Source organism: Burkholderia sp. LFS061 (genome assembly GCF_047978125.1).
In the GTDB taxonomy this organism is placed as follows: domain Bacteria; phylum Pseudomonadota; class Gammaproteobacteria; order Burkholderiales; family Burkholderiaceae; genus Burkholderia; species Burkholderia pyrrocinia_C.
The window spans coordinates 1-24509 of the sequence record NZ_JBFPFS010000035.1 but is presented as its reverse complement, the minus strand read 5'-3'; the positions used below and the strand labels follow the sequence as shown (position 1 = coordinate 24509).

The window sequence follows — 24509 nt, the reverse complement described above, 5'->3', positions numbered from 1 at the left end:
TGCGAGGCCCGCGTGCTGTCCCGCCTTCGCGCCGCGTTCCCGCGCGGTGCCCGCCATCTTTCCCGAATCCGCAGCAATCCTTTGTGCCGAGCGCGGCAATCGTCCACGTGCGTCGTCGCGCGTCGTCGCCGCATCCGTGTGAGCCCCGCTGCATGGGGCTGCCGGCGATTTCCGCATAACCCTGCAGGCCGTGCGGATGACGATTGTTCCTTTGCAACGACAAATCAATTCGCGTCTGCCGCATTTATCGCGACCGAACAGATACCTAGAGTAAACCCTGTCGCGCACCTCGTTGCGCATCGAACAGATCCCGCTTGATGGGACCGACAGGAGTTACGCCATGAACCGCCGCCACCTTCTCTCCGCCCTGGCCCTCGCACTCGCCGTGTCCGCCCCGGCCTTCGCCGATTCGGGCACGCCGCACGCCGGCGACTACGGCAACACGTCGTGGTACTCGCAGCACAACGGCCCGCGCACGCGCGCCGAAGTAAGCGCGGAAGTCGAGCAGGCGCGCCGCGACGGCACGCTCGCGTACCTGCGCAAGGCGACTTCGTATCCGCAAGGGCTCGAACTCGCACAGGGCCCGTATCGCTCGATGCCGGAAAGCAACCAGCTCGCCGGCGGAGGCCGGTAAACGCGCGACGCCGCGCAGCGGGTCACCCCGTGCGCGGCGTCGCGAAACACCCATCGACGACTCGCTGAGTCAGTTAGTTGCAGGAGCACATGATGAACGACCAACTTCCTTCGCCGCTCGATCACTGGGACGACACCACGCCGGTCTGGACGCCGTTCCGTTCGGCCCCGCACTCGCATTGACCGCCGGCTGAGTCATCGTCCGGCCACGTCTGCTCGTTACCGGCGCGGCACGCCGTCGCGCCATTCGCCCCAGTGCGTCACGATGTCCTGCACGAGCGGATTGCCCGCGCGGTACAGGTTTTCGGTCGCTGGCGCGAAGCCGCCCTGGTCCGCGTAGTTCAGCAAGTTGTCGGCGCTCGTCTGCCCCGCATACGGCCGGTCGAAATCGGACCCCGTGCGCAGCACCGCGACGCGCGACAGGTCGACCCGCTTCACGCTCGCCGCGCGCTTGAGCGCTTCGTACGTCGCGTTGTCTTCCTGCGCGGTCATGCAGTAAGTGCCCTTGCCGTCCGTCAGGATCTTCGTCCACTGGCGCGCGCGCTCGCCGATCAGCGTGCCCGAGAACCACGTGTTGCCCGATGACGTGTCGCACTGGATCACCGTCGGCGGCCGGTTCGCCGGCGCATACGTGAACTTCGCGCGCGCGGCCTGCGCCTGCGCGCTGTCGGCGAGCACGACGTTGCGCGACAGCGCGTACGCGGCGTCGGTCAGTTGCGGATTGAGCTGGAACACTTCGGTGCGGTAGTCGAGCGGCGGCTTGTCGTTCGGGCTCTTCGTGTTGATGCCGAGAAAGCCCGTGTTCCAGCCGGACGGAATCTCCCGTGCATCGAGTTCCCATTGCAGGCTGAAATCGACGAGGTACTTCGACCACGCGGCGGACCCGACCGTGCCTTGCGCGGGATCGACGCCCGCGATGCCGGAGATCAGGAAATACGTGCGGCGCAGATCGAAGCGCTGCGAGAACGTGAGCGCCATGATCGTCGCCGACGCGTTCGCATAGCCCATGCCGGTCGTCACCACGCACACGTCCTGCTTGTTGCAGTGGACGGCCGGATAGTCGGGCGACAAGCCCGGCACGGCGATGTCGCGCCACGGGCCGATCCGGTCGAGCCAGGCTTGGCCCTCCGGACCGAACATCGTGATGATCATGACCTTGACCGGGCGGCCCTGTGCACCGGTCTCGGCAAATGCAGTGTTGCCCGCGTTGTTGCCCTGGTTGTCCTGTGCAATCGACGGCGCAGTCGCACAGGCCGCGAGCGAGAATGCGGCGGCGGAAAGAATGGAGCGAGTCAGCATCGGCGTCCCTTGTTTCGATGATGTTGGGTGAGAACGGCTCTCGGAGACTGCGCGAAGGAGTATAGAACGGGCCCGCGCGATGCGGAACCCGGCTACGAAACGGCCAGCCGTGTTTCGTGCAACGGTGTGCGTGTTGCGCAATGGCGACGTGCGCCGTTGGTTTCCCACCGTCGCCGTGCACGACAACCATCAGGAATGCTATCCGGTTGGCAGGAACGCATGCCGCCGGCATATCGCTGAGCATCGCACCCGTCGAAGTCGACGTCGCCTTCGGCCGGCTCCCGAACCGCTACACGCGCACGAGCCCCGCGACGCCATAACCGAGCACGACCAGCGCGGCAACCACATGGCTCGCCGCGAGCCACCCCGGCGACTTCACGAAGCGCCCGATCGCACTGCCGCCGAATGCGAACACGAGTTGCCCCGCGAGGCTGCCGGCAAACACGCATGCGGCGCCGAAAAGCCAGTGCCGATGCGCACCGGCGGCAGCCGTCGCATAGCCATAGAACAGCAGGATGGTCAGCGGATTCGCGAGCGTGACGAAGAACATCGACGTGAACGGGCGATTGCCCGGCGTCAGGACATCGCCGTCGAGCGTGCGGCGCCCGTCTCGCAGCGCCTGCCACAGCATCCATGTGCCCATCGCGAGCAACACGAGCGCACCGACCACACGGAACAGCAACAGGTGCGACGCGAGCGTGCCCGCGAGCATCGCGCCAATCGTGAACGCGACGATCGCATAGCAGCCGTCGGCCGTCGCGACACCGACTGCCGCGCGCACGCCGCTCGCGGTGCCGGCGCGCATCCCGTAGTTCGCAATCATCAGCGCGACAGGCCCGACCGACAGCGCGATCGTCAGCCCGAACAGGAAATCGCTCACCGATCCTCGACGCCGTCAACGAAAGGCATCGATTCCAGCGGAAGCAAAATATCCGCAGGAAGAACGGTGATCAAGCTACCTCGACCCGCGCCGCCCCGTCCACCATCTCGCCGATCACGGCCGCGCGGTCGAAGCCGTCGGCGCGGAAGCACGCGAGGACTTCGTCGACGGCCTCGGGCGCGCACGCGACGAGCAGGCCGCCCGACGTCTGCGGATCGGTCAGCAGCGCCTGCGCGACGGGCGGCAGGCCGTCGGCGAGCCGCACGTCGGTGCCGTACGCGGCCCAGTTGCGGCCCGATGCGCCGGTGAACACGCCGTCGGCGACGAACGCCTCGACACCCGTGAGCCACGGCAGCGATGCGTAGTGCACACGCGCGGTGAGATGCGCGCCGCGCGCCAGTTCGAGCGTATGGCCGAGCAGCCCGAAGCCCGTGACGTCGGTCAGCGCGTGCACGCCCGGCAGCGCGGCAAGCTCGGCACCCGGCCGGTTCAGCTTGGTGGTCGTCGCGACCATCTGCGCGTAGCCCGCGGCGTCGAGCTGGTTCTTCTTCAGCGCGGCAGACAGCACGCCGACGCCGAGCGGCTTGCCGAGTACGAGCACGTCGCCCGCGCGCGCGGCCGCGTTGCGCTTCACGCGCGACGGATGCACGACGCCGATCGCCGCGAGCCCGTAGATCGGCTCGACCGAATCGATCGAATGGCCGCCCGCGACCGGAATGCCGGCGTCCGCACACACCGATTCGCCGCCGCGCAGCACGGCCGCGATCGTCTCGTGCGGCAACACGTTGATCGGCATCCCGACCAGCGCGAGCGCGAGGATCGGCTTGCCGCCCATCGCGTAGACGTCGGACAGCGCGTTGGTCGCCGCGATGCGGCCGAAGTCGAACGGATCGTCGACGATCGGCATGAAGAAGTCGGTGGTCGCGACGATCGCCTGCTCGTCGTTCAGGCGGTACACGGCCGCATCGTCGGACGTCTCGGTGCCGACCAGCAGGTCCGGGAACAGCGCGGGTGGCGTCGCGCGCTTCAGCAGTTCGGACAGCACGCCCGGTGCGATCTTGCAGCCGCAACCGCCCCCGTGCGACAGGCTCGTGAGGCGCGGAACGGCAGGCTGGGCTTGGGTGGCTTCGGTCATCGTCGGCATCCGGTGAATAACAACGCTCCATTATCGACAATTCCGCGCGAGCGCGCCCGATACCCACATAATTGTCGGCGCCCGCCTTCGTCCGCCCCTTCATTCATGGATCACCTGTTCATCGGCCTCGTGCTGTGCTCCGCGCTGCTGCACGCCATCTGGAACGCGTTCCTGCACGTCAGCGAGGACAGGCTCGTGCAGCTCGGCACGATGTCGCTGCCGTATCTCGCGTTCGGCATCGCCGGCGCCGCGCTGCTGCCCGCGCCGGTGCCCGCCGCCTGGCCGTATGTCGTCGCATCGGCCGCGCTCGAGGTCGCGTACTGCTTCACGCTTGCGCGCGCATATCGCAGCGGCGAGTTCGGGCAGATCTATCCGATTGCGCGCGGGATGTCGCCGCTGCTCGTGTCGGTGCTCGCGTTCGCGGTGCTGCACGAGCGGCCGACGCCGTTCGGCTTCGCCGGCATCGCGCTCGTGTCGTTCGGCATCATGTCGCTCGCGCTGCGCCGCGGCTTCAGGTTCTCCGGGGAAGGCGTGCCGTATGCGCTGCTCACGGGCGTGTTCATCGCCGCGTATTCGATCTGCGACGGGATCGGCTCGCGCGTATCCGGCAGCGCGCTCGGCTACATCGCGTGGGTGTACCTGCTGTGGAGCGTCCCGCAGCTCGTGCTCGTCTGCGCAGTGCGCGGCGGCCCGCGCGCGGTGCTCGGCTCGCGCACCGCGCTCAAGCAGGGTGCGATCGCCGGCACGATCTCGCTCGCCGCGTATGCGATCGTGATCCTCGCGTACCGGCACCTGCCGGTCGCGACCGTGTCGGCGCTGCGCGAAACGAGCTCGATCTTCGCGGTCGCGATCGGCTGGTTCGTGATGCGCGAACGGCCCGGCGCGCAGCGGCTCGCCGCATGCGCGCTGGTCGTGGCGGGGGCGGCGCTGATCCGGTTGTAGGCGCGCGGGCCGACGACCTTCGTCGCACCACCGCCCGCCCGTACGTTCCATCCGCGCCGCGGGGAGACGGTGGCGATCGACTCGCACTGCTCCGCGACGCAGCGACACCATCGACCATCAAGCAGCCACCGCCGCCCCGCCGAACGCCCGCTCGTCGATCGCCTCGGCGAGCGTCGCGAATGCCGGCGCGATCTCGTCCTCCGGCACGCATGCATAGCCGAGCAGCAGCCCCGACGCCGCGCGCCCGCGTTCCGCGTAATAGCCGGACAGCGGCCGCACGACGATATTGCGTTCGAGCGCGGCCTGCGCGACCGCGCGATCGTCGACACCTTCCGGCAATTGCGTGACGAGATGCAGCCCCGCGTCGCTGCCGAGCGCCTGCAGCGTGTCGCCGTAGCGGCGCGCGACCGCATCGAGCAGCACCTCGCGGCGTTGCCCGTACAGCGTGCGCATCTTGCGGATATGCGACACGAAATGCCCTTCCGCGATGAATTCGGCGAGCACGGCCTGCTGCAGCAACTGCCCTTCGCGATACAGCTCGGCGCTCGCGGTCGCGAAGCTTTCCGCGAGCGGCTCCGGCGCGACCAGATAGCCGACCCGCAGCCCGGGGAACAGCGTCTTGCCGAAACTGCCGACGTAGATCACCTGCCCGGCCGTATCGAGGCCCTGCAGCGACGCGAGCGGCCGGCTGCCGTAGCGGAATTCGCTGTCGTAATCGTCCTCGATGATCCAGCAGCCGTGCTGGCGCGCATATTCGAGCAGCATCCGCCGCCGCGCGAGGCTCATCACCATCCCGAGCGGATACTGGTGCGACGGCGTGACGAGCATCAGCTTCGGCGGTTCGGCGAGATCGGCGGCCGACGGCGCGATGCCTTCGTCGTCGACCGGGATCGGCCGCGTGGTCAGCCCCGACACGTTCAGCACGCTGCGCACACCCCAGTAGCACGGGTCCTCGGTCCAGATCGCGTCGCCCGGGTCGGTCAGCAGCCGCACCGCGAGGTCGATCGACTGGTGGATGCCGGTCGTGATCACGATCTGCTCGGGCGTGCAGCGCACCGAGCGCGACGTGCGCAGGTAGTCGGCCAGCGCCTCGCGCAGCAGCGCGAGCCCGCCGCCCGGCGCATAGGTCAGCAGGTCGGGGCGCAGGCGCCGCCAGTACTTGTTGTGCAGCCGCGTCCACACGCGCGCCGGAAATCGCGACACATCGGGCACGCCCGGCATAAACGCGCCGCCCTGGCGCTTCGACACGCCGGCCCCTTCGACCAGCCGCGTGCCGCGTGCGGACAGCCGCCGCGCGGACGGCACCACGACGGCCGGGCCGGCCGCCGCGTCGGGCGGCGCACCGACGATCTCGTCCGGCGCGCTGTCGGCGACGAACGTGCCGCGGCCCGTCGCCGAGTTCACATAACCTTCGAGCGCAAGCTGTTCGTAAACCTGCGTGACCGTGTTGCGCGCGATCCCGAGCTCGGCGGCCAGCAGCCGCGACGACGGCACGCGCGTGCCGGCCGGCAGTTCGCGCGACAGGATCGCCTGTTGCAGCAACCGGTGAAGCTGCCGGTAGATCGGCTGTTCGCCGCCGCGCACGAGGCGCTGCGCCAGCCAGTCCGACAACACGCTCGCGCGCATGATTGGCTCCTGAATATTTATTGAAATGGCTCTGATTGCCAGAGCCAAATGTGATTATAGTCGCCTCCATGGGCTGTCAACGCGCCCGATTTTCTACTCACCGGAAAGAACATCAAGGAGATGACCGTGAAGAATGCCGACCTGCAGGCCCGCAAGAACGCCGCTACCCCGCGCGGCGTCGGCGTGATGTGCGATTTCTACGCAGCCCGCGCCGAGAACGCGGAACTGTGGGATGTCGAAGGCCGCCGCTTCATCGATTTCGCCGCCGGCATCGCGGTGCTGAACACGGGCCACCGCCACCCGAAGATCGTCAAGGCGATCTCGGATCAGCTGAACAGCTTCACGCACACCGCTTATCAGATCGTCCCGTACGCGTCGTACGTCGAGCTGGCCGAGAAGATCAACGCACGCGCGCCGGGCGACTTCCCGAAGAAGACCGCGTTCTTCACGACCGGCGCCGAAGCCGTCGAGAACGCGATCAAGATCGCGCGCGCCGCCACCGGCCGTCCGGGCGTCATCGCGTTCTCGGGCGGCTTCCACGGCCGCACGATGATGGGCATGGCGCTGACCGGCAAGGTCGCCCCGTACAAGCTGAACTTCGGCCCGTTCCCGGGCGACGTGTTCCACGCACCGTACCCGACCGCGCTGCACGGCGTGACGACGGCCGACTCGATCAAGGCGATCGAGATGCTGTTCAAGGCCGACATCGATCCGAAGCGCGTCGCCGCAATCATCTTCGAACCGGTCCAGGGCGAAGGCGGCTTCAACCCGGCGCCGGCCGAATTCGTGCGCGCGCTGCGCAAGATCTGTAACGAACACGGCATTCTGCTGATCGCCGACGAAGTCCAGACCGGCTTCGCGCGTACCGGCAAGCTGTTCGCGATGCAGCACTACGACGTGCTGGCCGACCTGATCACGATGGCGAAGAGCCTCGCGGGCGGCATGCCGCTGTCGGGCGTCGTCGGCCGTGCCGACGTGATGGACGCGGCAGCGCCCGGCGGCCTCGGCGGCACGTACGCGGGCAACCCGCTGGCGGTCGCGTCGGCGCACGCGGTGCTCGAGATCATCGACGAAGAGAAGCTGTGCGAACGCGCCACGCAACTCGGCGACGTGCTGAAGGCGAAGCTGAACGCGCTGCAGGCCGACGTGCCGCAGATCGCCGACGTGCGCGGCCCGGGCGCGATGGTCGCGGTCGAGTTCCTGAAGCCGGGCTCGGGCGAGCCGGACGCGGAATTCACGAAGCGCGTGCAGGCGCGTGCGCTCGAGCGCGGCCTGCTGCTGCTCGTGTGCGGCGTGTACTCGAACGTCGTGCGCTTCCTGTTCCCGCTGACGATCCCGCAGGCCGTGTTCGACGAAGCGCTCGTGATCCTCGAGGAAGTGCTGAAGGAAACGGTCGGCGTGCCGGCCTGAGTTCCCGTCAACTGAATGTGCCGCCGCCGTCGTCAGGACGGCGGCGGCCGTTTCGTCCTTCCTCTTCAACGCAGGCTACATACACATGAGCACGGTTCAGGAAACCCTGGCACTGAAAGATCCGTCGCTGTTCCGCCAGCAGGCGTACGTCAACGGCGAATGGCAAAACGCATCGAACGGCGAGACGTTCGAAGTCCGCAACCCGGCGACGGGCGGCCTGCTCGGCACCGTGCCGGCGATGGGCGCGGCCGAGACGCGTCACGCGATCGACGCCGCGAACGCCGCATGGCCGGCGTGGCGCAAGAAGACCGCGAAGGAACGCGCGGTCGTCCTGCGCAAGTGGCACGGCCTGATGATGGAAAACGCCGACGACCTCGCGCTGATCCTGACGACCGAGCAGGGCAAGTCGCTGGCCGAAGCGAAGGGCGAGATCGGCTACGCGGCGTCGTTCCTCGAATGGTTCGCGGAAGAAGGCAAGCGCGTGTACGGCGACACGATCCCGACGCCGGCGAGCGACAAGCGCATCGTCGTGACGAAGGAAGCGATCGGCGTGTGCGCGGCGATCACGCCGTGGAACTTCCCGGCGGCGATGATCACGCGCAAGGTCGGCCCGGCGCTCGCCGCAGGCTGCCCGATCGTCGTGAAGCCGGCCGAGGCCACGCCGTTCTCCGCGCTCGCGATGGCCGTGCTGGCCGAGCGCGCGGGCGTGCCGGCCGGCGTGTTCAGTGTCGTCACGGGCGACCCGAAGGCGATCGGCGGCGAACTGACGTCGAACCCGATCGTGCGCAAGCTGTCGTTCACCGGCTCGACGCCGGTCGGCCGCCTGCTGATGGCGCAATGCGCGGCGACGGTCAAGAAGGTATCGCTGGAGCTCGGCGGCAACGCGCCGTTCGTCGTGTTCGACGACGCCGATCTCGATGCGGCCGTGCAGGGCGCGATCGCATCGAAATACCGCAACAGCGGCCAGACCTGCGTGTGCACGAACCGCTTCTACGTGCATGAAGCCGTGTACGACCAGTTCGCGCAGAAGCTCGCAGCGGCAGTCGGCCAGCTGAAGGTCGGTCGCGGCACCGAGCCGGGCGTCACGCAAGGCCCGCTGATCAACGAAGCGGCCGTGCTGAAGGTCGAAGCACACATCGAGGACGCGCTCGCGAAGGGCGCGACCGTCGTGACGGGCGGCAAGCGCCACGCGCTCGGCCACGGCTTCTTCGAGCCGACCGTGCTGACGGGTGTCACGCCGGCGATGAAGGTCGCGAAGGAAGAGACGTTCGGGCCGCTCGCGCCGCTGTTCAAGTTCGGCAGCGACGACGAGGTGATCCGCCTCGCGAACGACACCGAGTTCGGTCTGGCCGCGTATTTCTACAGCCGCGACATCGGCCGCGTGTGGAAGGTCGCCGAAGCGCTCGAATACGGGATGGTCGGCGTGAACACGGGCCTGATCTCGAACGAAGTCGCGCCGTTCGGCGGCGTCAAGCAGTCGGGCCTCGGCCGCGAAGGCTCGCACTACGGCATCGACGACTACGTCGTGATCAAGTACCTCTGCCTCGCCGTGTGACGGTTCAGGGCCTGTCGCTTCGGTGACGGGCCCTGACCGCCCGGCCGGAACCGGGCGGTCCGACGCGGGCCGGTGCCCCTCTCCGCCGCGCCCGCGTCGCCTCTCCTCCCCGCGATCAGCGGAACACGTTCACCGCATCCACGAGCCGCTTCGCCTGCTGTTTCAGGCTCTCCGACGCCGCCGTGCTCTGCTCGACGAGCGCCGCGTTCTGCTGCGTGATGTTGTCCAGGTGCACGACCGCCTGATCGACCTGCGCAACCCCTGTGCTTTGCTCGGCCGTCGACGAGCTGATCTCCGCGATCAGGTCCGACACGCGCTTCACCTGCGTGACGATGTCCTCCATCGTCTTGCCCGCGCCGTCGACGATCCGCGCGCCCGATTCGACCCGCTCGACGCTCGCGCCGATCAGCGTCTTGATCTCCTTCGCCGCGTTCGCGCTGCGCTGCGCGAGCGCCCGCACCTCGCCCGCGACCACCGCGAAGCCGCGTCCTTGATCACCCGCACGCGCGGCCTCGACTGCCGCATTCAGCGCGAGGATGTTGGTCTGGAACGCGATCCCGTCGATCACGCCGATGATGTCCGCGATCTTGCGCGAGCTGTCGGTGATGTCGTTCATCGTCGCGACGACCTCGCTCACCGCCTGCCCGCCGCGCCCGGCCGCCTCACTCGCCGACACCGACAACTGATTCGCCTGCAGCGCCGTCTCCGCGTTGCTCGACACGGTCGCCGTCATCTCGGCCATCGACGCGGCCGTTTCCTGCACGCTCGACGCCGCCTGCTCGGTGCGCGCGCTCAGGTCGTTGTTGCCCTGCGCGATCTCGTTGCTCGCGCGCTGTACGTTGTGCACCTGCTCGCTGACGTCGTCAACGAGCCAGCGGAACATCAGCCCGAGCTGGTTGATCGTACGCAACGTCATCCCGATCTCGTCGACGCGGTTCATCCGCACGCCGCTGCGGCTCTCGCCGGTCGCGACGCGCAACGCCTCGTCGTGCAACTGCATGAGCGGCCGCGCGATCTGCGCATCGAGCCACAGGCCCGCGGCAACGGCGGCGCCTGCCGTTACCGCCGCGAACGCCGCAAGCGGGCCGCCGGCCAGCCCGCATGCCCAGCCGCCGGCCACCACCACCGGCGCGAGTACGCACAGCGACGCATGAAGCCGCGCGCGCACCGACATCGTCTGGAACAGCGACGTGAAGCCCGCAATGCCTTTGCGGACGATCAGCCCCTTGTGAAAATGCCGGTTGCCCGCGCGCCCTTCGCGGAACTCCTTGTACAGCGCCTCGGCAGCGGCGATTTCGTCGCGAGATGCTTTCGTGCGCACCGACATATAGCCCTTCGGCTGCCCGCTGCGCATCACCGGCACCGCGTTCGCGCGCACCCAGTAATGGTCCCCGTTCTTGCGGCGGTTCTTCACGAGCGCGGTCCACGGCTCGCCGCCCTTGAGCGTCGCCCACATGTCGGCGAATGCCTCCTTCGGCATGTCCGGGTGGCGCACCACGTTGTGCGGCTGACCTTCGATCTCGTCGGGAGAAAATCCGCTGACCTGGATGAATGCCGCGTTCGCGTACGTGATATGGCTGTCGGCATCGGTTGTCGACATCAGCGTCGCATCGTCGAGGAAATCGAATTCGCGTTGCGTGACGGGCTGGTTATTGTGCATGGTTGTGGAGCTCCGGGTAGCGGATCTTGCGCCCGCTTGTCGATTGATTCGCGACCCCGCGCATTGCGGTTGATCCGCAAGCGCGTGAGTCATGCTCCTGCACTTTCGGCAAATTCGGCGAAAACATTATGCCGTATTCGGAAAAATATGCATTAAATGTGCATCAACTGGTTTTCACCAAATAATTTGTTTATTGATGAAATTAAACCCCAGGCCAGGCAACGGTTTGACGGGTATTCGTCTGATCATTTCGCGCTATCCCTTCGGCTCGATTCAATGCATAAACGCAAAATATGAAATACGAATATTTCTCGTTTGGCGTATTTCGATTGAATCGGAAAACCTGAACGCGCATTGCGGGCGATGGCCGCAATTCATTGATCGGGCACGCACGTCGCGCGCGCCCCCGACGATCACCTGAACACGTTCACCGCATCGACCAGCCGCGTCGCCTGCTGTTTCAGGCTTTCCGACGCCGCCGTGCTCTGCTCGACGAGCGCCGCGTTCTGCTGCGTGATGTTGTCCAGGTGCACGACCGCCTGATCGACCTGCGCAACCCCCGTGCTTTGCTCGGCCGTCGACGAGCTGATCTCCGCGATCAGGTCCGACACGCGCTTCACCTGCGTGACGATGTCCTCCATCGTCTTGCCCGCGCCGTCGACGATCCGCGCGCCCGATTCGACCCGCTCGACGCTCGCGCCGATCAGCGTCTTGATCTCCTTCGCCGCGTTCGCGCTGCGCTGCGCGAGCGCCCGCACCTCGCCCGCGACCACCGCGAAGCCGCGCCCCTGTTCACCCGCACGCGCGGCCTCGACTGCGGCGTTCAACGCGAGGATGTTGGTCTGGAACGCGATCCCGTCGATCACGCCGATGATGTCCGCGATCTTGCGCGAGCTGTCGGTGATGTCGTTCATCGTCGCGACGACCTCGCTCACCGCCTGCCCGCCGCGCCCGGCCGCTTCACTGGCCGACACCGACAACTGATTCGCCTGCAGCGCCGTCTCCGCGTTGCTCGACACGGTCGCCGTCATCTCGGCCATCGACGCGGCCGTTTCCTGCACGCTCGACGCCGCCTGTTCGGTGCGCGCGCTCAGGTCGTTGTTGCCCTGCGCGATCTCGTTGCTCGCGCGCTGTACGTTGTGCACCTGCTCGCTGACGTCGTCGACGAGCCAGCGGAACATCAGCCCGAGCTGGTTGAGCGTGCGCAGCGTCATCCCGATCTCGTCGACGCGGTTCATCCGCACGCCGCGCCGGCTCTCGCCGGTCGCGACGTTCAGCGCCTGGTCGTGCAGCTGCTGCAGCGGCCGCACGATCTGCGCGTCGAGCCACAGCCCGGCCGCCGCCGCCACGCCGACTGTCGCGCCGGCAAACGCCGCGAGCCCGGCGCCGGCCAGCCCGCATGCCCAGCCCGCGCCGATGACAGCCGGCGCCAGTACGCATAGCGCCGAATGAACGCGCGCACGCACCGACATCGTCTGCGACAGCGACGCAATGCGCAGCAGCCCGGTGCGGATGACCAGCCCCTTGTGGAACCGGCGCTGGCCGGCCTTGCCTTGACGAAACGCGCGATACAGCGCATCGGCGGACTCGGTCTCGTCGCGCGGCGCCCTCGTGCGCACCGACATGTAGCCCTGCGGCTCGCCGTTGCGCATCACCGGGATCGCGTTCGCACGCACCCAGTAATGATCGCCGTTCTTGCGGCGGTTCTTCACGAGCGCGGTCCACGGCTCGCCGCGCCGGAGCGTCGCCCACATGTCGGCGAACGCCTCCTTTGGCATGTCCGGGTGGCGCACCGCGTTGTGCGGCTGGCCGACGAGCTCCTCGTTCGAGAAGCCGCTCACCTGCGCGAACGTCGTGTTCGCGTACGTGATGGTGCCGTCGGCATCGGTCGTCGACATCAGCGTGACGTCGTCGGGAAAATCGAATTCTTGTTGGGTAACGGGCTGGTTGTTGCGCATGCAAGGCTCCGAAAGGCGGATCTGTCGTCCGCGTCGCGCTGAAATCGCGCTCAGTAGCCGAAAAACGGTTTATCGCTTTACGACGGTCTTCATTTTTACTGTCGGCAATCCGGTGGAAAACCTTACCCCTTCCTCACATAAAATATGCAATTCGGCCTACACCATGATTTCGATCAAATAATCCGGCGATAATCGCCACGCACGCCGATCCGCATGTCACGACTCGCCGCACGGCGTGGCAATACCGGCATCCGTTGCGAACGGCGAAACAATTTGGTCTAGTCTGTTCAATTCAACCAGCATTCGAATTCGATGAAAAAGGCATTGCACGAACTGAATCGGCTGCCATGGAATACGGCGACGGTCGCGCATAACAGCCATAAAGGCGATCAGGCCGACTTTTTCCGCCATGGCGGCTCGACACTGTTTCCGGAACAACGCGAACTGCTCGGCGACAGCGCGGACGCGACGGGCGTCGACATCGCCGACGAAGCGATCGGCTTCGCGCGGCAACTGCCCGCGCGGTTCGAACGCGCCGACGTGCTCGACCGGATGCCCGTCGCCGCTGCGCGCGGCGAGCGCTTCGAGCGCGTGTCCACGTCACACGGTGCGATCTGCTGGCTGCCGGGCCAGAACGCACGGGCGCGCTGGATCACCGCGCACTGGGCGGCCGCATGACACGCCGTACCATCGCCGAACGCGACGCGCTTTGCGCACGCACGCTCGCACGCGACGAGGTGCCGCTTGTGTGGACCATCGACCGGCGCGAGATCATCGACCACCTGTATGTGCTGCGCGACGGCGCGCTGCATCTCGTTCCCGAGTTCTACGATGTCGGCGGCTGGCCCGCCGGCGAAGCCGATCACTACACGCCGATCCTGCTCGACTGCCACGATCGCGGCGGCTGGTTCCGCGGCATGTTCGACGGCGCGCGGCTGGTCGCGGCGGTCGTCGTCGACAGCCGGCCGGTCGGCCCGTGTCACGACATGCTGCAACTGAAGTTCCTGCATGTGAGCCGCGACTGGCGCGGCTGCGGGCTCGGCGAGCAGCTCTACCGCGCGGCCCACGCGCAGGCGCGCGCGATGGGCGCCGAACGCCTGTATGTGTCGGCGACGCCGTCGCAGCGCACGATCGACTTCTACCTGCGGCTCGGCTTCACGGTCAGCGCGTCGCCCGACCCGGCGCTGTACGCGCTCGAGCCGGAAGACATTCATCTGGAAGGGCCGATGGCCTGACGCACCGGCATGCGGGTGACGCGTAGAATTTCCCGCTTTGCCACAGCCGCCATCGGCCGACACGGAGAGCGAAATTGCAGAACGAACCGCAGCCGCAGGCCATGCCGAAAATCCTCGTCAGCATGTGCGTGGTCGGCCATCCGGTGCGTTACAACGGCTCGGCCAAAACCGCCGCGCACGAGGCGCTCGAACGGTGGCAGCGCGAAGGGCGTCTCGTTCCCGTCTGCCCCGAGCTGGCGGGCGGCTTCAGCGTGCCGCGCCCGCCCGCCGAAATCGCGGATGGTGAATCGGGGCAGCGGGTTCTGTCGGGCGCCGCACGCATCGTCGACGTGAACGGAACCGACGTCACGGCGCCGTTCGTCTCCGGCGCGCAAACCGCGCTGGCACTCGCACGCGCGCACGATTGCCGCTTCGCGATCCTGGCCGACGGCAGTCCGTCGTGCGGCAGCACCTTCATTTATGACGGGAGTTTCGCGAACCGGCGGCACGCGGAGGCCGGCGTCACGGCGGCATTGCTTCGCCAGCACGGCATCGAGGTGTTCGCGGACAGCGAGATCGACGCGCTCGACGCACGCCTCAGGCAGATATCGCAGGCCGGTTAACGACGATGCGCGGCACGACGATTGTCGTGCCGCGCATCGTTCGGGGAACAGCGAAGCGGCTCATGTCCGGCCGCTTCGCCGCGTAACGCGGGTCAGACGCGTTCGATCGCGATCGCGATGCCCTGGCCGACGCCGATGCACATCGTGCACAGCGCAAAGCGACCGTTCGTGCGATGAAGCTGGTACATCGCGGTCGTCACGAGGCGCGCGCCCGATGCGCCGAGCGGATGGCCCAGCGCGATCGCGCCGCCGTTCGGGTTCACGCGCGGATCGTCGTCGGCGACGCCGAGCATGCGCAGCACCGCGAGGCCCTGCGACGCGAACGCCTCGTTCAGCTCGATCACGTCGAACTGGTCGATCGTCATCCCGAGCCGCGCGAGCAGCTTCTGCGTGGCCGGCGCGGGGCCGATGCCCATCACGCGCGGCGCAACGCCGGCCGTCGCGATGCCCAGCACGCGTGCGCGCGGCGTGAGACCGAAGCGCTTCGCGGTTTCCTCGTTCGCGAGCAGCAGCGCAGCGGCGCCGTCGTTGACGCCCGACGCGTTGCCGGCCGTCACCGAGCCGTCCGGGCGCACGACGCCCTTCAGCTTCGCGAGGGTTTCGAGCGACGTCTCGCGCGGATGCTCGTCGCGCGACACGACCACCGGATCGCCCTTCTTCTGCGCAATCGTGACTGCAACGATTTCCTCGGCGAGCGTGCCGTCCTGCTGCGCACGCGCGGCCTTTTGCTGGCTGCGCAGCGCGAACAGGTCCTGGTCGGCGCGGCTGATATTGTAGTCGACCGCGACGTTCTCGGCCGTCTCCGGCATCGAATCGACGCCGTGAAGCTGTTTCATCAGCGGATTGACGAAGCGCCAGCCGATTGTCGTATCGTAGATGTCGGCCTGGCGCGCGAACGCGCTCGCGGCCTTGCCCATCACGAACGGCGCGCGCGTCATGCTCTCGACGCCGCCCGCGACCATCAACGCGGCCTCGCCCGACTTGATCGCACGGGCGGCCACGCCGACCGCATCCATCCCGGAGCCGCACAGCCGGTTGATCGTCGAACCCGGCACGCCCTGCGGCAGGCCCGCGAGCAGCAGCGACATGCGCGCGACGTTGCGGTTGTCCTCGCCGGCCTGGTTCGCGCAGCCGTAGATCACGTCGTCGATCGCCGTCCAGTCGACGTCGCGGTTGCGCTCGACGAGCGCCTTGAGCGGCACCGCGCCCAGGTCGTCGGCGCGCACGCCGGACAGCGCGCCGCCGTAACGGCCGATAGGGGTACGGATCGCATCACACAAAAAAGCTTCGGTCATCAGTGTCTCCTGTCGATCGGACTTGGCGCTTTAGCGCTTAGTCCGATCCCATGGCGTGGTTGGCTGGAGTTGGCGCTTTAGCGCTTACTCCAGCCCCACGGCGGTCGATCAGAGTGGGCGCGCTAGCGCTGGCTCCGGCCACATGCAAGGCTGGGAAATGAACGGGGCGCGCCCCTTGCATAACCCGCCGGGATGCGCTTAAATGTTCTATATACGAACATAAGATCGTGTATCGAACGTTCAACGCATCATAGGGAGTGCGGGGACGACCTGTCAAGCGCCTGGTCCGCCGCGCGGTTGGCGTGTCAGGCCCCATGCGCTATCTTCTCGGCTGCACGATATTCCACCCGCTCATGACAACCGAAGACACTCAGAAACCCGGCGACTCTTATGTACAGTCGTTCGCGCGCGGCCTCGCGGTGATCCGCGCGTTCGACGCGGCGCGTCCGGAGCAGACGCTCACCGAGGTCGCGTCGGCTACCGGCCTGACGCGCGCGGGCGCACGCCGGATCCTGCTCACGCTGCAGACGCTCGGCTACGTCGAGGCCGACGGCCGGCTGTTCCGGCTCACGCCGAAGATCCTCGAGCTCGGCTTCGCGTACCTGACGTCGATGCCGTTCTGGAATCTCGCCGATCCCGTGATGGAGCAGTTGTCCGCGCAGATCCACGAAAGCTGCTCGGCCGCGGTGCTCGACCGCACCGAGATCGTCTACGTGCTGCGCGTGCCGACGCACAAGATCATGACGATCAACCTGTCGATCGGCAGCAGGCTGCCCGCGTACTGCACGTCGATGGGCCGCGTGCTACTGTCCGCGCTCGACGACGCGGCGCTCGACGAAACGCTCGCGCAGAGCAACATCCGCGCGCACACGCCGCGCACGATCACGGACCTCGGCGAACTGAAGGCGACGATCGCACAGGTGCGCCAGCAAGGCTGGGCCGTGGTCGACCAGGAACTCGAAGTGGGCCTGATGTCGATCTCCGCGCCGATCCGCAACCGGCGCGGGCAGATCATCGCGGCGATGAACATCAGCGGCAACGCGCAGCGGCATACCGCGAAGCAGATGGTGAAGGAGTTTCTCGGGCCGCTGCAGCAGGCCTCGCAGACGGTGTCGGAGCTGGTTGCGCGGCGAGGGTGAGCGTCCAGCTCGAGATTGCCGTATCGGCGATACGACAATTCACTCTTGAAAAAAACGGGCAGCACAAGCTGCCCGCCAACTCTGACCCTCTTGCAACGTTCTTCTCACGGAACACGGAGCAAACTCCGCGCTGCACAATTTAGTGACGCGCGGAAGCCCGGTCAATTTGACGAGAACGAAATTGCACGGAGCCTATCGGACAGCGTGCCCGCCGCGCCCCTCACGCGCCGAGCAACATCCCCGTGCGCACCGGCACCGTGCCCGTCACGCGGCCGAGCGGCGCACCGGCCGTCACGAAGCGGATCGCGCGCCGCATGTAGAACACGCCGTCGGTCCCGCTCGAGATTGTCGTGATCGCATCCGTCAGCGGATCGACGATGTCGAACAGCGGATCGCCAGCGCGGATCGTCGCGCCGATCGCCGCACGGTGCACGAGTATCCCGCTCACCGGCGCGTAGAACTGCTCGCTGCCCGCGAGCGGCGTGGCCGGCGCGGCAAGCGGCGGCAGCGGCGCACGTTCGCCCCGCACCGCGCCGCACCACACGAGATAGTCGACGAGCGCATCGGCATCGCGTTCCGCATATTCATACGTCACATCGCGCTGGCCGCGGCACTCGACCGTCACGGCCACGGTGCCGGCCGCCATCGGCGTGCCGTCCGGCAAGTGCCGCCGCAGCTGCGACCACAGCAGGTGATGCGCATCGTCGAACGCATGCCCGCCGGAATCATCGGCGAGCAGCGACACGTCCGCGCCGAGATAGCGCGCCAGCGGCTCGACCTCCGGCCACGCGGTGTCGCTCGTATACACGTGCATCACCGCTTCGAGCGAACAATGCAGGTCGATCACGACATCGGCGTCATGCGACAGCTTCAGCAGCGCGAGCTGCAGCGCGTCGAATTCAGTGCGCGGCGCGATATCGTCGAGCGCCGCGCCGACGCATTCGCGCACGATCGCGCGATTGCGTTCGGGGTCGTTGCCGAGCCGGTCGCGCGCACGCGCGGCGATTTCCGCGAGCGGCAGGAAGCCGCGATTGAAGTTGCGGCCGCTCGCCAGGTCGAAGCGGCCGATGAATTGCCCGAGCAGATGATGATTGAGGCCGACCGGGTTCGCGACCGGCACGAGCACGATCCCAGCCGCGAGCCGGCCTGCGGCGTCAAGCTGCGCGAGACGCTGCTTCAGCACGAACGCCGCGAGCATCGCGGGCGTCTCGTCCGCGTGCAGCGCGGCCTGCAGGTAGATCTTGCGACCGGCATCGGCCGGCCCGAAATGAAAGCTCGTCAGCGTGCGCTGCGTGCCGATCGACGGCGACTGGAGCGGCGTGGTGCGAATCTGCATCGATGGTCTCGAACGGATTAAAACGGGGGAATCGGGGAAATCGGCATGCGCGGCGCTCAGTCGCCGTACGGGTTGAAATCGAAATACTTCTTCGCGATCCTGTCGGACGATGCCGTCCTTCAGCATCGACGCGATCGCGCCGTCGATCGACGCCTCGATCGCCGTATCGGACTGCCGCATGCCGCCGCCGGCCCGTCACTCCGCGCGTCAGTCCATCGACTCCTGAGCCGTCTCGCGCAGCATCGCGACCGCGATCAGCGACAGCACCACGCACGCGGCCACGTAGCCGGCCGGCGCGAGCTTGCTGCCGGTCGTCTTCACGAGCCAGGTTGCGATGAATTGCGCGGTGCCGCCGAAGATCGTCACCGCGAGCGCATACGCGATCGAGATGCCCGTCGCGCGCACATGGCGCGGCAGCGACTCGCACATCAGTGCCATCTCCGACGCCGAGCCGAGCGAATAGAACAGCAGCATCAGTGCGGTCAGCGGCAGGATCACCGACAGCGTCGGATGATGGTTCATCAGCCAGAACGCCGGGAACAGCAGTACGACCAGCACGCCGCGGCCGACGAAGATCGGCAGGCGCCGGCTGCCGATCCTGTCCGACAGCCAGCCGAACAGCGGGCACGTGACCAGCATCACGCAGCCCGACGCGACGCCCACGAACATCGACAGCTTCATCGGCAGGCCGAGCGTATGGATCGCGTAGGTCGGCATGTAGAAGGTCAGGATGTAGGTCGACACCGTGCCGCCCATCACCGTGAGCATCAGCAGCAGCACCGTGCGCGTGTGCTTCGAGAACAGCTCGCGCAGCACGCCGCGCTCGATCGCATGATGGCTGTCGCCGGGCGCATCGTCCGCGAGCCGGCGGCGCAAATACATGCCGACCGGCGCGATCAGCACGCCGACGAGAAACGGCAGCCGCCAGCCCCAGCTTTCGAGCGCCTCCTTCGTCATCGTGTTCGACAGCAGCGCCGCGAAGCCCGAGCCCATCAGCGCGGCGCCGCCCTGCGTCGCGAGCTGCCAGCTTGCGCGGAATGCGCGGCGCGACGTGCCGCCCTGTTCGAGCAGCGTGGTGGTCGCCGCGCCGAATTCGCCGCCCTGCGAGAAGCCCTGCATCAGCCGCGCGAACACGACGAGCAGCGGCGCGGCCATGCCCGCCTGCGCATACGTCGGCGCGATCGCGATCAGGCCCGTGCCGAGCGCCATCAGCATGATCGTCAGGTTCAGCGCGGCCTTGCGCCCCTTGCGGTCCGCGTAGACGCCGAGCACGACGCTGCCCAGCGGCCGCGTGAAGAAACCGGCTGCGAACGTCGCGACCGACAGCAGCAGCGACGTGGTCGGATCGCTCGACGGGAAGAACAGCTTGCCGATCAGCACCGCGAAAAAGCCGTACACGGTGAAATCGAAGAATTCCAGCCAGTTGCCGATCACGGCCGCCGCGATCGCGCCGCGCCGCGTGACGGCGGGTGCGCCGGCTTCGACGGCCACCGCCGGTGCGGGGTGCAGTGCGAGATTGTCTTTCTGCATCATTCCGGTCTCCTTCTCAATACGGCCGGAAGCGCCGGCCGCGCGCCACCGCGATCACTGCCCCAGGTAACGCTCCACGAGACGCGTCCAGAACGCCGCGCCGATCGGCAGGTTGCGGTCGTTGAAGTCGTATTTCGGGTTGTGCACCATGCAGCCGTCCTCGCCTTCGCCATTGCCGAGCCGCACGAACGAGCCCGGCCGCTGCTGCAGCATGAACGCGAAATCCTCGCTGCCCATCAGCAGGTCGGTCTGCTCGACCACGTGCGCGTCGCCGACCAGTTCGCGCGCGACCTGCGCGGCGAAATCCGTTTCGGCATCCGTATTGACGACGACCGGGTAGCCTTCGATGTACTCGACGTTCGCGGTCGCGCCGTAGCTCGCGGCCTGCGTTTCGGCCAGTTCGACGATGCGGCGCTTGAGCAGCGCCCGCACGTCGGGGCTGAACGAGCGCACGCTGAGTTCGAGGCGCGCGCCGTTCGGGATCACGTTGTTCGCGGTGCCCGCGTGCATCGAGCCGACCGTGACGACCGCCGGCTGTGCGGGGTCGACGTTGCGCGCGACGATCGTCTGCAATGCCATCACGATGCTCGCCGCGACGACGACCGGGTCGACCGTCAGGTGCGGCCGCGCCGCGTGGCCGCCGACGCCCTCGATCGTGATGATCGCCTTGTCGCCGGCCGACATGAACGGGCCGCGCCGCGTGAGGAAGACGCCGGGCGCCGCGCCCGGATGGTTGTGCATGCCGAACACGGCATCGCACGGGAAGCGCTCGAACAGGCCGTCGTCGATCATCTTCTTCGCGCCGCTGTCGACGCCATGCTCTTCGGCCGGCTGGAAATACAGGTGCACGGTGCCGGAGAAATTGCGTGTCTTCGCGAGATGCTGCGCGGCGCCGAGCAGCATCGTCGTGTGGCCGTCGTGGCCGCACGCGTGCATCTTGCCGTGCGTGCCGCTTGCATACGGCAGGCCGGTCGCCTCGACGATCGGCAGCGCATCCATGTCGGCGCGAATGCCGATGCTGCGCGTGCCCTCGCCCACGTGCAGCGTGCCGACGACGCCCGTCTTGCCGACCCCGCGCGTCACCTGCCAGCCCCATTGCTCGAGCTTGTCCGCGACGAGCGCGGCCGTGTCGTGCTCTTCGTACGCAAGTTCGGGATGGTGATGGATGTGGTGACGGATCTCGCGCAACCCGCCGGCGGCGGGCATCAGATCCTCGATTTCGGTGAAGCGGACGTCGGTGGTCATCAAGCGGCTCCTGCTGATTGTCAGCGTGTCAGCCGCACGCGGACGGTGCGTGCGGGAAAGCGAGCCACTATATCGAGCCGATATCGGTTCAATAAGATACGGAATTTTTCACCGCGATAAGATTTATTAATCAGGGTTAGTACGGGGGCGATCGTGTATGTGTAGTCTTCGATTAGATGATCGATTACACGGAAGAGCAGATAGCTGCCAGAGAACTCCGAAACACCGCATACCACGAAGCGGGCCACAAGTTGCTCTACGAGCGCTTCGGCGGCGCTGGCGACGCAGTCGTGTGGAAAAACGAGAGTGGCAATTCCGAGGAGTGCGCGTGGCTCGGCCAGTTCCGTCCCCGCACCTGCCCCGAGGAGATGCACAAGGTGGCGTTGAAACATGGGTTTGCGGTTCCCGAGCTACCTGCGAACTGGAAAATGCTCGTCGGCATGTCTGGCCTGTTGGCCGAAGAAATCCTGAGCGGTGAGCCAGATGCTGGACGCAGCTTCGCGGGCTTCGGTTCTGCTGGATGCTCCTAGATTGGCCGCAATCAATCCCCTAAGGCTTCGGAAATGCGATTTTGTTGAAAGCCGAAATCCTTGAAAATACGTCGGAAATGAATTCAATAAACACTATGGCCCGTGTTGGAAGCAACCTGTTTGCAACATAGACAATCTGAACAGGGACGGCTGGAGCAAAGTACCCGGTCAGAATTAACTGCAAACGACCGCTTTTTAACCCTTCCTCGAACAGCCATTCCGGCCCATGCCCGACCCCTAACCCTGCTGTGACCGCTGCTCGAACGGCCTCGGGTGAGTTGACCCGCAATCTCCCAGAGACCGGAATATCGGCGTCACGAAAGCGCCATGTCGCACCGGACGACAGCAAAGTGTAGACCACGCAATCATGTTCGCGCAGGTCATCAGGTGTGTCCGGAACTCCGCGTTTCGCCAGATAGTCCTTGCTGGCCACGACCACACGCTCGTACATTCCTATGCGCCTGGCGCGTAGCGCACTGTCCTCCAGATGTCCAATGCGAATCGCGAGCTCGACTCCCTCGTCTACAAGGTTCACGTAGCGATCGCTAATCTGAAGATCCAGCGTCAATCTGGGATACCGCTCCAGAAAGACCGGGACCTGAGGCAACACATATGCATGCGCTAACGCCGTGGGACAGGCCACGCGCAAGAGTCCCGATGGATCGACACTGTTCCTGAAAGACGATTCAGATTCGTCCACCGCGTCAAGAATCCGGCGGATATCTGCATAGTAGCGTTCACCCTCGGGCGTCAGGGCAAGCTTTCGTGTGGATCGGTGCAGCAGCCGCGTTTGGAGATGGTCCTCCAGCGCGGCTACATAGCGGCTGACGTTGGGTTGGCCCAATCCCAAATCTCGCCCTGCAGCAGAAAAACTCCCCGTCTCGACGGCCCGTGCGAAGCACGTCATCAAGAGAAATCGGTCCACGCGGCCCCCAATTCATGCAACAGAAGCATGAAATATATTCAAAGCAGACATCTTATCGCCACATCGGCATAGGTGCACATTTCTCCCTGTCGACCACGGTTGGTTGTTACTTACAGGAGAAGTCAATGTCGCGCTTGCAAGGTAAACGCACCCTTATCACCGGCGGCACCAGCGGCATCGGTCTGGAAACCGCGAAGCAGTTTTTGGCCGAGGGCGCCCGCGTCGTCGTCACGGGAGTCAATCCCGATTCGATCGCCAAGGCGCAAGCCGAACTTGGACCCGAGGTTCCGGTTCTACGGGCCGACTCGGCCAGCGTCGCTGCCCAAAAGGAACTGGCACGAGCCATCAAGGATCACTATGGCCAATTAGACGTTGCCTTTCTCAATGCTGGTGTATCCGTCTGGTTGCCGATCGAGGAATGGACGGAAGAGATGTTCGATCGCTCGTTCGATGTCAATGTCAAGGGACCGTACTTCTTGCTCCAGGCGTTGCTGCCGGTGTTCGCTCGCCCGGCGTCGGTCGTGCTCAACACGTCCGTCAGTGCGCATGTTGGCGCAGAGCGCTCCTCCGTTTATGCGGCCACCAAGGCTGCGGTGCTGAATATGTCGAAGACGCTTTCGGCGGAACTGCTTGGACGCGGCGTCCGCGTCAATGCGGTCAGCCCCGGCCCGGTCGACACGCCGCTGTACGACAAGCTCGGCATCCCCGACGCCTACCGCGAACAAGTCAACAGGGATATTGCCGCCACCATCCCACTCGGCCGCTTCGGTACTCCGGAGGAGGTGGCCAAAGCCGTGCTGTACCTGGCCTCCGACGAGTCCCGTTGGACGGTCGGATCGGAAATCGTCGTGGATGGCGGTCGCATGCTCAATCGCTGATCGAGCAACGCCGGAGCCCGGGGAAAGCGTCTTCTGTTCGCGCACGAGTGGCAGGTGCTGCGTTCGGCATCACGCTTTCCCCTCCCGCGAAGCAAAAAGAGCAGAGACACGGAAAACATCCTGGTGCACTGCCGCTGCATACAGACCATTCGAGCCTTACATGACAATGCCCTCGCTTACTCTGATCAGTCACCCTCTGTGCCCGTTCGTCCAGCGGGCCGCCATCGTTTTGCTTGAAAAGCAAGTTGCGTTCGAGCGTATCAACGTGGATCTCAACGCCAAGCCGGCTTGGTTTTTGGCACTGTCACCGACTGCCAAGGTCCCTTTGCTCCAAATCCAGCAGCCCGACGGCGAAGAAGAGATCTTGTTTGAAAGTATGGCGATTTGCGAATATCTGGACGAAACGCAACCCGGCCCACATCTCTACCCGGCCAATCCATTGGCACGCGCCAAGCATCGAGCCTGGATTGAATTTGGCTCAGCGACCCTGGGCGAGGCGTGGGGGTACTTGAACGCCAAGGACCATGCCAGCGCCGAAGTAAAAGCCACGTCGTTCAAAGAACGGCTGGTCCAACTCGAAAACGTCCTAGCAGGCTGTTGAAAAACGCCTCGTCTTGATCACGAGGTCGCTGCGCAAAAGGATTTCGTATGCGATTGGCTGCTGAGTTGGCGACGGATCGTCGAAGCTGGACCGCT

General features: G+C 66.2%; 21 protein-coding genes and 1 pseudogene. 11 read left to right on the top strand and 11 right to left on the bottom strand.

What is annotated here, in order from left to right; translation table 11 throughout:
- Positions 1 to 340 precede the first annotated feature (340 nt).
- On the top strand, positions 341 to 634 hold the full coding sequence (locus ACNQQL_RS25920; RefSeq protein WP_072444545.1) for a DUF4148 domain-containing protein: 294 nt from the start codon (positions 341 to 343) through the stop codon (positions 632 to 634).
- Positions 635 to 852: 218 nt separating this feature from the next.
- Here the strand turns inward: ACNQQL_RS25920 and ACNQQL_RS25915 are convergent, their stop codons facing one another.
- The 3 genes from ACNQQL_RS25915 to selD form a co-directional block, all read right to left on the bottom strand.
- A complete protein-coding gene (locus ACNQQL_RS25915) occupies positions 853 to 1932 on the bottom strand; it encodes a purine-nucleoside phosphorylase (protein WP_034181744.1) in 1080 nt (359 codons plus the stop codon).
- 289 nt (positions 1933 to 2221) lie between these two features.
- The gene (locus tag ACNQQL_RS25910) at positions 2222 to 2812 is read right to left on the bottom strand and encodes a LysE family translocator (RefSeq protein ID WP_347066665.1); all 591 of its coding nucleotides are present in this window, start codon (positions 2810 to 2812) and stop codon (positions 2222 to 2224) included.
- A gap of 70 nt (positions 2813 to 2882) precedes the next feature.
- Positions 2883 to 3947: a selenide, water dikinase SelD gene (gene selD, locus ACNQQL_RS25905; protein ID WP_083534240.1), complete on the bottom strand. Its 1065-nt coding sequence runs from the start codon at positions 3945 to 3947 to the stop codon at positions 2883 to 2885.
- A 105-nt stretch (positions 3948 to 4052) separates the two neighbouring features.
- Here selD and ACNQQL_RS25900 point away from each other — a divergent pair, with 105 nt between their 5' ends.
- The gene (locus ACNQQL_RS25900) at positions 4053 to 4889 is read left to right on the top strand and encodes a DMT family transporter (protein WP_175960094.1); all 837 of its coding nucleotides are present in this window, start codon (positions 4053 to 4055) and stop codon (positions 4887 to 4889) included.
- A 117-nt stretch (positions 4890 to 5006) separates the two neighbouring features.
- Here ACNQQL_RS25900 and ACNQQL_RS25895 read toward each other — a convergent pair whose 3' ends face one another.
- Positions 5007 to 6515, bottom strand: a complete 1509-nt coding sequence (locus ACNQQL_RS25895) for a PLP-dependent aminotransferase family protein (protein ID WP_072444541.1) — start codon at positions 6513 to 6515, stop codon at positions 5007 to 5009.
- A gap of 126 nt (positions 6516 to 6641) precedes the next feature.
- Here ACNQQL_RS25895 and ACNQQL_RS25890 point away from each other — a divergent pair, with 126 nt between their 5' ends.
- Entirely contained in the window at positions 6642 to 7925 is a 1284-nt protein-coding gene (locus ACNQQL_RS25890) for a 4-aminobutyrate--2-oxoglutarate transaminase (protein WP_105391109.1), read from the top strand.
- 85 nt (positions 7926 to 8010) lie between these two features.
- Complete coding sequence (gabD, locus tag ACNQQL_RS25885; RefSeq protein ID WP_347066660.1) at positions 8011 to 9480, top strand: NADP-dependent succinate-semialdehyde dehydrogenase; 1470 nt, start codon at positions 8011 to 8013, stop codon at positions 9478 to 9480.
- A gap of 115 nt (positions 9481 to 9595) precedes the next feature.
- On the opposite strand, the gene ACNQQL_RS25880 is transcribed toward gabD, so the two are convergent.
- Both ACNQQL_RS25880 and ACNQQL_RS25875 read right to left on the bottom strand, forming a co-directional pair.
- Positions 9596 to 11140, bottom strand: a complete 1545-nt coding sequence (locus ACNQQL_RS25880; protein WP_347066658.1) for a methyl-accepting chemotaxis protein — start codon at positions 11138 to 11140, stop codon at positions 9596 to 9598.
- Positions 11141 to 11553: 413 nt separating this feature from the next.
- Complete coding sequence (locus ACNQQL_RS25875) at positions 11554 to 13098, bottom strand: PAS domain-containing methyl-accepting chemotaxis protein (RefSeq protein ID WP_072467057.1); 1545 nt, start codon at positions 13096 to 13098, stop codon at positions 11554 to 11556.
- Between the two features lie 312 nt (positions 13099 to 13410).
- Between ACNQQL_RS25875 and ACNQQL_RS25870 the strand changes: the two are divergent.
- The 3 genes and pseudogenes from ACNQQL_RS25870 to ACNQQL_RS25860 all read left to right on the top strand — a co-directional run.
- Positions 13411 to 13758, top strand: a pseudogene (locus ACNQQL_RS25870) (SAM-dependent methyltransferase); the annotation flags it as partial.
- A gap of 14 nt (positions 13759 to 13772) precedes the next feature.
- Positions 13773 to 14333 carry a GNAT family N-acetyltransferase gene (locus ACNQQL_RS25865; protein WP_072445223.1) on the top strand — a complete coding sequence of 187 codons (561 nt, stop codon included), beginning with the start codon at positions 13773 to 13775 and terminating at the stop codon, positions 14331 to 14333.
- Positions 14334 to 14407: 74 nt separating this feature from the next.
- Positions 14408 to 14935, top strand: coding sequence for a DUF523 domain-containing protein (locus ACNQQL_RS25860; RefSeq protein WP_347066655.1), 528 nt, complete (start codon positions 14408 to 14410; stop codon positions 14933 to 14935).
- A gap of 92 nt (positions 14936 to 15027) precedes the next feature.
- On the opposite strand, the gene pcaF is transcribed toward ACNQQL_RS25860, so the two are convergent.
- On the bottom strand, positions 15028 to 16230 hold the full coding sequence (gene pcaF, locus ACNQQL_RS25855; protein WP_204422003.1) for a 3-oxoadipyl-CoA thiolase: 1203 nt from the start codon (positions 16228 to 16230) through the stop codon (positions 15028 to 15030).
- Positions 16231 to 16583: 353 nt separating this feature from the next.
- On the opposite strand from pcaF, the gene ACNQQL_RS25850 reads away from it, so the two are divergent.
- Positions 16584 to 17369, top strand: coding sequence for an IclR family transcriptional regulator (locus ACNQQL_RS25850; RefSeq protein ID WP_204422004.1), 786 nt, complete (start codon positions 16584 to 16586; stop codon positions 17367 to 17369).
- A 220-nt stretch (positions 17370 to 17589) separates the two neighbouring features.
- Here ACNQQL_RS25850 and ACNQQL_RS25845 read toward each other — a convergent pair whose 3' ends face one another.
- From ACNQQL_RS25845 to ACNQQL_RS25835, 3 genes are all read right to left on the bottom strand, one after another.
- Positions 17590 to 18705, bottom strand: coding sequence for a succinylglutamate desuccinylase/aspartoacylase family protein (locus tag ACNQQL_RS25845; RefSeq protein ID WP_347066653.1), 1116 nt, complete (start codon positions 18703 to 18705; stop codon positions 17590 to 17592).
- A gap of 207 nt (positions 18706 to 18912) precedes the next feature.
- Entirely contained in the window at positions 18913 to 20235 is a 1323-nt protein-coding gene (locus tag ACNQQL_RS25840) for an MFS transporter (protein ID WP_347066733.1), read from the bottom strand.
- Between the two features lie 54 nt (positions 20236 to 20289).
- The gene (locus tag ACNQQL_RS25835) at positions 20290 to 21480 is read right to left on the bottom strand and encodes a M20 aminoacylase family protein (protein WP_347066651.1); all 1191 of its coding nucleotides are present in this window, start codon (positions 21478 to 21480) and stop codon (positions 20290 to 20292) included.
- A gap of 176 nt (positions 21481 to 21656) precedes the next feature.
- On the opposite strand from ACNQQL_RS25835, the gene ACNQQL_RS25830 reads away from it, so the two are divergent.
- The gene (locus ACNQQL_RS25830) at positions 21657 to 22010 is read left to right on the top strand and encodes a hypothetical protein (RefSeq protein WP_347066649.1); all 354 of its coding nucleotides are present in this window, start codon (positions 21657 to 21659) and stop codon (positions 22008 to 22010) included.
- 19 nt (positions 22011 to 22029) lie between these two features.
- Here ACNQQL_RS25830 and ACNQQL_RS25825 read toward each other — a convergent pair whose 3' ends face one another.
- Positions 22030 to 22917: a LysR family transcriptional regulator gene (locus ACNQQL_RS25825; RefSeq protein WP_347066731.1), complete on the bottom strand. Its 888-nt coding sequence runs from the start codon at positions 22915 to 22917 to the stop codon at positions 22030 to 22032.
- Between the two features lie 143 nt (positions 22918 to 23060).
- Here ACNQQL_RS25825 and ACNQQL_RS25820 point away from each other — a divergent pair, with 143 nt between their 5' ends.
- Both ACNQQL_RS25820 and ACNQQL_RS25815 read left to right on the top strand, forming a co-directional pair.
- On the top strand, positions 23061 to 23813 hold the full coding sequence (locus ACNQQL_RS25820) for an SDR family oxidoreductase (protein ID WP_347066647.1): 753 nt from the start codon (positions 23061 to 23063) through the stop codon (positions 23811 to 23813).
- Between the two features lie 160 nt (positions 23814 to 23973).
- A complete protein-coding gene (locus ACNQQL_RS25815; protein ID WP_416392717.1) occupies positions 23974 to 24414 on the top strand; it encodes a glutathione S-transferase family protein in 441 nt (146 codons plus the stop codon).
- Positions 24415 to 24509: the final 95 nt, after the last annotated feature.

What these genes read in the sequence shown, in the direction of transcription:
- ACNQQL_RS25920 (WP_072444545.1), top strand. Translation starts at nt 341, where the DNA reads ATGAACCGCCGCCACCTTCTCTCCGCCCTGGCCCTCGCACTCGCCGTG.
- ACNQQL_RS25915 (WP_034181744.1), bottom strand. Translation starts at nt 1,932, where the DNA reads ATGCTGACTCGCTCCATTCTTTCCGCCGCCGCATTCTCGCTCGCGGCC.
- selD (WP_083534240.1), bottom strand. Translation starts at nt 3,947, where the DNA reads ATGACCGAAGCCACCCAAGCCCAGCCTGCCGTTCCGCGCCTCACGAGC.
- ACNQQL_RS25900 (WP_175960094.1), top strand. Translation starts at nt 4,053, where the DNA reads ATGGATCACCTGTTCATCGGCCTCGTGCTGTGCTCCGCGCTGCTGCAC.
- ACNQQL_RS25895 (WP_072444541.1), bottom strand. Translation starts at nt 6,515, where the DNA reads ATGCGCGCGAGCGTGTTGTCGGACTGGCTGGCGCAGCGCCTCGTGCGC.
- gabD (WP_347066660.1), top strand. Translation starts at nt 8,011, where the DNA reads ATGAGCACGGTTCAGGAAACCCTGGCACTGAAAGATCCGTCGCTGTTC.
- ACNQQL_RS25880 (WP_347066658.1), bottom strand. Translation starts at nt 11,140, where the DNA reads ATGCACAATAACCAGCCCGTCACGCAACGCGAATTCGATTTCCTCGAC.
- ACNQQL_RS25875 (WP_072467057.1), bottom strand. Translation starts at nt 13,098, where the DNA reads ATGCGCAACAACCAGCCCGTTACCCAACAAGAATTCGATTTTCCCGAC.
- ACNQQL_RS25865 (WP_072445223.1), top strand. Translation starts at nt 13,773, where the DNA reads ATGACACGCCGTACCATCGCCGAACGCGACGCGCTTTGCGCACGCACG.
- pcaF (WP_204422003.1), bottom strand. Translation starts at nt 16,230, where the DNA reads ATGACCGAAGCTTTTTTGTGTGATGCGATCCGTACCCCTATCGGCCGT.
- ACNQQL_RS25850 (WP_204422004.1), top strand. Translation starts at nt 16,584, where the DNA reads ATGACAACCGAAGACACTCAGAAACCCGGCGACTCTTATGTACAGTCG.
- ACNQQL_RS25845 (WP_347066653.1), bottom strand. Translation starts at nt 18,705, where the DNA reads ATGCAGATTCGCACCACGCCGCTCCAGTCGCCGTCGATCGGCACGCAG.
- ACNQQL_RS25840 (WP_347066733.1), bottom strand. Translation starts at nt 20,235, where the DNA reads ATGCAGAAAGACAATCTCGCACTGCACCCCGCACCGGCGGTGGCCGTC.
- ACNQQL_RS25835 (WP_347066651.1), bottom strand. Translation starts at nt 21,480, where the DNA reads ATGACCACCGACGTCCGCTTCACCGAAATCGAGGATCTGATGCCCGCC.
- ACNQQL_RS25830 (WP_347066649.1), top strand. Translation starts at nt 21,657, where the DNA reads ATGATCGATTACACGGAAGAGCAGATAGCTGCCAGAGAACTCCGAAAC.
- ACNQQL_RS25825 (WP_347066731.1), bottom strand. Translation starts at nt 22,917, where the DNA reads ATGACGTGCTTCGCACGGGCCGTCGAGACGGGGAGTTTTTCTGCTGCA.
- ACNQQL_RS25820 (WP_347066647.1), top strand. Translation starts at nt 23,061, where the DNA reads ATGTCGCGCTTGCAAGGTAAACGCACCCTTATCACCGGCGGCACCAGC.
- ACNQQL_RS25815 (WP_416392717.1), top strand. Translation starts at nt 23,974, where the DNA reads ATGACAATGCCCTCGCTTACTCTGATCAGTCACCCTCTGTGCCCGTTC.